The 7163-nt window shown below is 67.8% G+C and carries 6 protein-coding genes and 1 pseudogene; 2 read left to right on the top strand and 5 right to left on the bottom strand.

Annotation, left to right across the window (positions count from 1 at the left end; all coding sequences use genetic code 11):
- Positions 1-127 precede the first annotated feature (127 nt).
- Positions 128-373 (top strand): annotated as a pseudogene (locus HC022_RS15580) (purine permease); the annotation flags it as partial.
- Between the two features lie 535 nt (positions 374-908).
- Here HC022_RS15580 and bhcD read toward each other — a convergent pair.
- The 4 genes from bhcD to bhcA form a co-directional block, all read right to left on the bottom strand.
- Positions 909-1874 (bottom strand): iminosuccinate reductase BhcD, encoded by a 966-nt coding sequence (gene bhcD / locus HC022_RS15575; protein WP_167453057.1) that lies wholly within the window; start codon positions 1872-1874, stop codon positions 909-911.
- 109 nt (positions 1875-1983) lie between these two features.
- A complete protein-coding gene (gene bhcC / locus HC022_RS15570; RefSeq protein WP_167453056.1) occupies positions 1984-3147 on the bottom strand; it encodes a 3-hydroxy-D-aspartate aldolase BhcC in 1164 nt (387 codons plus the stop codon).
- A gap of 3 nt (positions 3148-3150) precedes the next feature.
- Positions 3151-4122 (bottom strand): beta-hydroxyaspartate dehydratase BhcB, encoded by a 972-nt coding sequence (bhcB, locus tag HC022_RS15565; protein WP_167453055.1) that lies wholly within the window; start codon positions 4120-4122, stop codon positions 3151-3153.
- Positions 4122-5312 carry an L-aspartate--glyoxylate aminotransferase BhcA gene (bhcA, locus tag HC022_RS15560; protein WP_167453054.1) on the bottom strand — a complete coding sequence of 397 codons (1191 nt, stop codon included), beginning with the start codon at positions 5310-5312 and terminating at the stop codon, positions 4122-4124. Before bhcA ends, bhcB begins: the two co-directional genes overlap by 1 nt.
- A 168-nt stretch (positions 5313-5480) precedes the next feature.
- Between bhcA and bhcR the strand changes: the two genes are divergently transcribed.
- Complete coding sequence (bhcR, locus tag HC022_RS15555; RefSeq protein ID WP_167453053.1) at positions 5481-6323, top strand: HTH-type transcriptional regulator BhcR; 843 nt, start codon at positions 5481-5483, stop codon at positions 6321-6323.
- Here the strand turns inward: bhcR and HC022_RS15550 are convergent.
- A partial coding sequence (locus HC022_RS15550) for a bifunctional allantoicase/(S)-ureidoglycine aminohydrolase (RefSeq protein ID WP_254885110.1) occupies positions 6304-7163 on the bottom strand: 860 nt, incomplete at its 5' end. The genes bhcR and HC022_RS15550 overlap by 20 nt on opposite strands.

The raw sequence follows: 7163 nt of genomic DNA, 5'->3' as shown, positions 1-7163 counted from the left end.
GGGGGGGTGGCAGAGGTGGGGGGGGGTGACCTCGGGGGTGCGGATGGGGGGGCGGGGGGGGGTTGTCTTCGTGTGTTTGGGAGGGGGGGGCGCGGGGGCCTCCTCGTTGCTGCGGGCCGTCCAGTGAAACCGCCGCAACATGGTGATCTTCGCCATCGCACTGTCGCTTGGCCTCGGTCTGCAGCTTGAGCCGGACGCGCTGCAATATCTGCCCGGGACGATGAAGGTCCTGGCCACCAGCGGCATCCTGCCGGCCGCGCTGATCGCGATCATCCTCAACCTCGTGCTGCCCGAGGAACTGGCGGCTGAGAGCACCGAGGAAGTCTCGGGCGGCATGTCCGGCAACAAGCGGGGCAGCCTGCCCGGCGAGTGATCGCCCGCGCTGCGCCTCTGCAGACCCCCGGCCGTCGCGCCGGGGGTCTTTTTGTGTCGCCCGCGCATGACGCATGACCCGCCGGTACGGGTTCTCGTGACGTCGCGCCCTGTGTTCGGGTCCGGGTCGGCCCCGGGCGCCGGATGGCCTGCGCGCCGAGGGCCGGCCTAGCGCGGAGAAATGGCCACGCGACGAAACGGCCGGGGGCACGACATCCTTTGGCTCGTGTCCTGCGCGACCCATGGTGCCGCCTCGGGAGGGAGGCTGCACGGTCGCAGCGCCGCGTCCGCGTGTCGGTGTTGCCTGCCGCAGGACGCATCGGGATCGCCAGCGCCCGCACATGCCAAGGCCCCGGGCAGCGTGTCCGGGGCCTTGGCGTCGATAGGGTCCGTGTCCGCCTTCCGCCTGAAGCGCGGCGTGGCGCTGCGCGGATGATCACTCGCCGGGCAGGCTGCCCTCGGGCGGGGCGGCGCATCCTCCTTGCGCCGCGGGGTCGCGACGGGACGCCGCGATCTGCGGCGTCCCAGTTCGGCGGTCAGAAATCCACCTCGATGGCGATGCCCTTCTCGACCGCCAGATCGACCACGGCGGCAGCGACCGCGAGGTCCTGCAGGCCGACGCCGGTGCCGTCGAAAAGGGTGATCTCCTCGGCCGAACGGCGCCCGGGGTGTGCGCCGTTGATCACCGCGCCGAGCTGCGAAATGTCCGCCTCGCGGATGAGCCCCTGCGCCACCGCATGCTGCGCCTCGCCGATGGAAACCGATTGCGAGACCTCGTCGGTGAACACCGTTGCCTTCGCCAGCAGCGCGGGCGCGACCTCCTGCTTGCCCTTGGTGTCGGTGCCCATGCAGGCGATGTGGGTGCCGGGTGCAACATGCTCTTCCATGAGGATCGCGTCGAAGGAGGAGGTGATCGAGATGATCACATCCGCAGCGCGCATCCCCTCCAGCTCGACCGCCTCGAAGGGCAGGCCCGCCTCGGCCGCGACTTTCTCGAGGTTGGGCAGCATCTCGGGGTGCAGGTTCCAGCCGATCACCTTGTCGAAATCGCGCTGCTCGAGGGCTGCGCGCAGCTGGAACGTCGCCTGATGCCCGGCGCCGACCATGCCGATGATCTTTGCATCCTCGCGCGCGAGGTGCCGGATCGACACGGACGAGGCGGCGGCGGTGCGCAGCGCTGTCAGAAGGTTGCCGCCAACCATGGCCTTTGCCTTGCCGGTGTCCGGATCGAACAGGAACACCGTGGACTGGTGGTTGATCATCCCGCGCTTCTCGAGGTTGTGCGGCCAGTAGCCGCCGGCCTTGAGCCCCAGCGTCAGGCCAGCGCGGTCGAAGCCGCCCTTGAAACCGTAAAGCGCATCCTCGTGGCCGATGGCCTCGCGCACGACGGGGAAGTTGTAGGCGTCACCCGCAGCCATGGCGGCGAACACCTGTTCTACTGCGGAAAAGGCGGCCTCGCGGGTCATCAGGTCGGCGATCTCGCGTTCGGGAACGATGAGCATGGGCTCTCCTTGCAAAGAAAAGACACCCGCGCGCCGGGTGGTCAGTGGAGCGCGCGGGGGACCCTGCCCGGACGGTCGGACCGGGCAGGGTCAACGTGGGGGAGGGGGCTCAGTAGGCCTTGCCGCGTGCCGAGACCGGCCACAGCGTCTCGACCTTGCCGCCGCGCACCCCGACGTACCAGTCGTGGACATTGGCGGTGGGATCGCAATGGCCCGGCACCAGCTTCAGCTTGTCGCCGACCTTGAGCACGCCCTGCGAGTCCGAGATCACGCCGTGCTCGTCCGAGCACTTGACGTATTCGACATCGGTGCGCCCGAAGATCATCGGCAGTCCGCTGTCGACCGACTGTGCCTTGAGACCGGCGTCGCAGATCGCCTTGTCCGCCTTGGCGTGGCTCATCACCTGGGTGAGGATGAAGAAGGCATTCTCCCACTCGCCGTTGTCGATGCGGTTGCCATCCTTGTCGCGGATCCGGCCGTAATCGGCATCCATGAAGGCGTAGGAGCCACATTGCAGCTCGTTGTAGACGCCCGAGTTGCTCTCGAAATAGTAGCTGCCGGTGCCGCCGCCCGAGACCAGCTCGGGCTTCAGCCCGACCGCCTCCAGCGCCGCGACGGCCTCCTTCACCTGCGCGATGGCCGCGTTCAGTTTGTCGCGCCGCGCCTCGTAGCTGTCGAGATGCTGCATCGCGCCCTGATAGGCCTGGATGCCGGTGAACCGGAGCCCCTCGGCGGCGTCGATCGCCTGCGCGATCTCGACCACCGCCTCGCCCGTGGTCACGCCGCAGCGTCCGGCGCCGCAGTCGATCTCGACGAAGCATTCGAGCGTGGTGCCGTGGCGCTGCGCCGCCTGCGACAGCTCGGCGACATTTGCGAGGTCGTCGACGCAGACAATGATCTTCGCGCCGAGCTTCGGCAGCCGCGCCAGCCGGTCGATCTTCTGCGGATCGCGGACCTGGTTGGACACGAGCACGTCCTTGATGCCGCCGCGCACGAAGACCTCGGCCTCCGAGACCTTCTGGCAGCACACGCCGATGGCGCCGCCAAGCCGCATCTGCAGCTTCGCCACGTCCACGGACTTGTGCATCTTGCCGTGCACGCGGTGGCGCATGCCATGGGCGCGGGCGTAATCGCCCATCTTGCGGATGTTGCGCTCGAGCGCGTCGAGGTCGAGCACCAGGCAGGGGGTCTGGATCTCTGCGGCATCCATCCCGGGCAGCGCCGGCACGTCATAGCCGACCTCGAGTTGGTCGAAAGTCACGGGTGCATTCATGGCTCAGGCTCCTTTGGTCCAGGGCAGGCGGTCGAGATCGACATTGCCGCCGGTGATGATGAGACCGACACGCTTGCCGGCGAAACGGTCACGGTTCTTTAGGATGGTGGCCAGCGGCACGGCGCTCGAGGGCTCCATCACGATCTTCATACGCTTCCAGATCAGCTTCATCGCCTCGACGATCTCGTCCTCGGAGGCGGTGAGGATGTCGCTCACGTGGTTCGAGACGAAGTGCCAGGTCAGATCCTTGAGCGGCACCTTCAGCCCGTCGGCCACGGTCTCGGGGGCGTCATCGGCGATGATGTGCCCGGCCTTGAAGCTGCGGTAGGCATCATCGGCCTGCTCGGGTTCGGCGGCGATGACCTGCACTTCGGGGGCGAGCGTGGAGAGCGTCAGGCAGGTGCCCGAGATCATCCCGCCACCGCCGATCGGCGCCACGACCATGTCGAGCCCGTCGGTCTGTTCCATGAACTCGCGCGAGCAGGTGCCCTGGCCCGCGATCACCCGCGGGTCGTTGTAGGGGTGGACGAAATCGCCGCCCGTGGCCGCCTGCACTTCGGCAAAGACCGCTTCGCGCGACGAGGTCGAGGGCTCGCACTCGGTGATGATCCCGCCATAGCCGCGCACGGCGTCCTTCTTGGCCTGCGGCGCGGTGTGCGGCATCACCACGTTGCAGGGGATGCCGCGCCGACCTGCGGCGTAGCTCAGCGACAGTGCGTGGTTGCCGGAGCTGTGGGTGCAGACGCCGCTGGTCGCCTCGGCCTCCGAGAGGCCGAAGACCGCGTTGGAGGCACCGCGCACCTTGAAAGCACCGGCCTTCTGGAAGTTCTCGCACTTGAAGTAGAGCTGCGCGCCCGAGAGCTCGTTCAGGAAGGTCGAGGTCAGGACCGGGGTGCGGTGGATGTGCGGCGCGATGCGGACGTGGGCCGCCAGCATATCGTCATAGGTCGGGATGTTCAGCTCAATGTCCTTCATCACGCGGCCGCCTTCCGGGCGAGCGCGGGGGTCGCGCGGTAGAATTCCTGCGCCGCCGCGACGCCCGAGCCGAGCGTGATGTCGAGCCCGAGGTCCTTCATGCACATCTCGGCCGTCGCCAGCCCCGAGAGGGTCATCACGTCGGTCAGGCTGCCGAGATGGCCGATACGGAACACCTTGCCGGCGACCTCGCCAAGCCCGGTGCCGAAGGCGACGCCATAGGTCTGCGCTGCGTGGCTGACGATATCCGTCGCGTTGAACCCATCGGGTGTGCGGATCGCGCTGACCGTGTCCGAGTAGACCTCGGGCGATGCGGCGCAAAGCTCCAGCCCCCAGGCGCGGACCGCGCAGCGCACACCTTCCGCGATGCGGTGGTGACGGGCGAAGACGTTCTCCAGCCCCTCGTCGAGCAGCATGCGGCAGGCCTCGTTCAGCCCGTTCAGCAGGCCGACGGCGGGGGTGTAGGGGTAGGCGTTGTTGGCGTAGCCCTTCGCCATGTCCTGCACGTCGAAGAAGGTGCGCGGCAGCCTGGCGGTTTGGGTCGCCGCCATGGCCTTGTCGCTGAAACCCACGATGGCGAGGCCGGGCGGCAGCATGAAGCCCTTCTGCGAGCCGGCGACGGCGCAGTCGACGCCCCACTCGTCAAAGCGGAAATCCATCGAGGCGATGGAGCTCACGCCGTCGACAAACAGCAGCGCCGGGTGGCCCGCGTCATCGAGCGCGCGGCGCACTGCGGCGATGTCCGAGCGCACGCCGGTGGCGGTCTCGTTGTGGGTGGCGAGAACGGCCTTGATGCGGTGCTGTTTGTCGGCGGCAAGGATCTCGGCGTAGCGGTGCGCGGGCAGGCCCTCGCCCCAGGGGGTCTCGACGATTTCGACGCTCAGCCCGTGGCGCTGGCACATGTCGATCCAGCGGTGGCTGAACATGCCGTTGCGCGCTGCCAGAACGGTGTCGCCGGCCGAGAGCGTGTTGCTGAGCGCCGTTTCCCAGCCGCCGGTGCCGGTCGAAGGGAAGATGAAGACCTCGGCGGCGTCGCTCTTCAGCACCTTGCGCACGCCCTCGCGCGCCGGGTGAAGGATCTGCCCGAACAGCGGCGAGCGATGGTCGATCGTCGGCATGTCGCAGGCCTTGCGAAGGCTCTCGGGGATATTGGTCGGGCCCGGGATGAAAACGGGGTTCTGGAAGCTCATGGCCACCTCCTCTGGTCTCTGGAGAACACCGTAACCGGGCGGCGCGCGCAGTGAAATTTTTTTGAAATCATTTTTCAAAAATGAAAGAAGGAAGAAAGTACCGCATTGTCAGAGAGTTAATTTTTTCATATCGTGAATGTGGCTTTCAAGAAAAATGAAAGGGATTTCATGGATTCTCCGAAAGATGCCGAAACCAGCCCTCGCCGTGCCCGTGGACGGCCGCGCGGCTGGGAAGACAACAGCGCGCAGAACACCATCAAGTCGCTCGACAGGGCGATGGAGGTTCTGGAGTATCTGAGCAGCCGCCCCGGCCTCACGCTGTCGGAACTGGCGGGCGATCTTGATCAGTCCCCGGCCACGGTCTACCGCATCCTCGTCACCCTCGAGGGACGGCGGCTGGTCGAGTTCGATCCGACCGAACAGCTCTGGCACATCGGCCCGCAGGCCTTTGTCATCGGCGCGCGCTTCCTGCGCCGCACCAGTCTTGTCGAGCGGGCGCGGCCGGTCCTGCGCGGGCTGATGGAAGAGACCGGGGAAACCGCCAACCTCGGCATCGTGCGCGAGGCCTCGGTGCTGTTCGTCAGCCAGGTCGAGACCCACGAAAGCATCCGCGCGTTCTTTCCGCCGGGCACGCTGTCGCCGCTGCATGCCTCGGGCATTGGCAAGGCGCTGCTGGCCGAGATGCCGGGCGAGCGGCTCGAGAAGCTGCGGGTGCGGCCGATGGAACGGTTCACCCCGCACACGCTGGCCTCGCCAGAGGCGCTGCTCAACGATCTCGCGGCAATCCGGGAGCGTGGCTATTCCATTGATGCGGAAGAGAGAAACCTCGGGATGCGCTGCATCGCGGCGGCGGTCTTCGATGCCTCGGGCGAGGCGGTGGCAGGCATCTCGGTGTCGGGCCCGACCATCCGGATGGGCGAGGAGAGCACGCACGAAGCGAGCCGCGCGGTGATGCGCGCGGCCCGGGAGCTTACAGCGGCGATCGGCGGGGTCAGGCCGCCGGTGCGCTGACTTTGCGGGGCGCGGGCATGGGCTGTGCCGTGCCCGACGGACGCAGCGCCATGTGCCGGTTCACGTCCTTGTAGAGCAGGTAGCGGAAGGTCTCGTCCCCGGTGGCGATGCAGGCCTGCGGGCAGAAGGCGCGCAGCCACATGAAATCGCCGGGGCCGACCTCGACCCAGTCCTTGTTCAGAAGATAGCGCCCGTGGCCCGAGAGCACGTAGAGCCCGTGCTCCATGACGTGGGTCTCGGCAAAGGGGATTCGGCCGCCGCTCTCGATGCTGACGATGTTGACGTGCATGTCGTGGCGCAGGTCGAGCGGGTCGGCAAAGCGCTGGGTCGACCAGACGCCGTCGCAATCGGGCATCGCCATGCGCGGCACGTCGCTTTCGTGGGTCACGAAAGCGTCGGGCGGGGTGATGCCCGGCGCCGGGGTCCAGCGCTTGCGGATCCAGTGGAAGCCGCAGGGCGCGTCTCCGGTGTTCCAGATCGTCCAGACCGCGCTTGCGGAGATGTAGGCGTAGCTGCCCGCGCGCAGCTCATGGCTGTCGCCGCCGAGGGTCAGCCGGGCCTCGCCGTGGGCGACGAAGATCACCGCCTGCGCCGCGTGATCGGGCTCGGGGTCGTCGCTGCCACCGCCGGGCGCCAGCTCGACCGCATATTGCGCGAAGGTTTCGGCAAAGCCGGTCATCGGCCGCGCGAGGATCCAGGCACGGGTCCCGGTCCAGCCCGGCAGGAAGCTGGTGACGATGTCGCGCATCACGTGCGCAGGGATCACTGCGTAGGCTTCGGTGAGGATCGCGGTGCCCTCGGGGTCGCCGTCCTGCCCGGGCAGGCCGCCGGGCGGGAAGG

It is taken from the genome of Salipiger sp. HF18, from assembly GCF_011806505.1.
In the GTDB taxonomy this organism is placed as follows: domain Bacteria; phylum Pseudomonadota; class Alphaproteobacteria; order Rhodobacterales; family Rhodobacteraceae; genus Salipiger; species Salipiger thiooxidans.
This window is presented reverse-complemented; position numbering and strand designations above follow the sequence as displayed.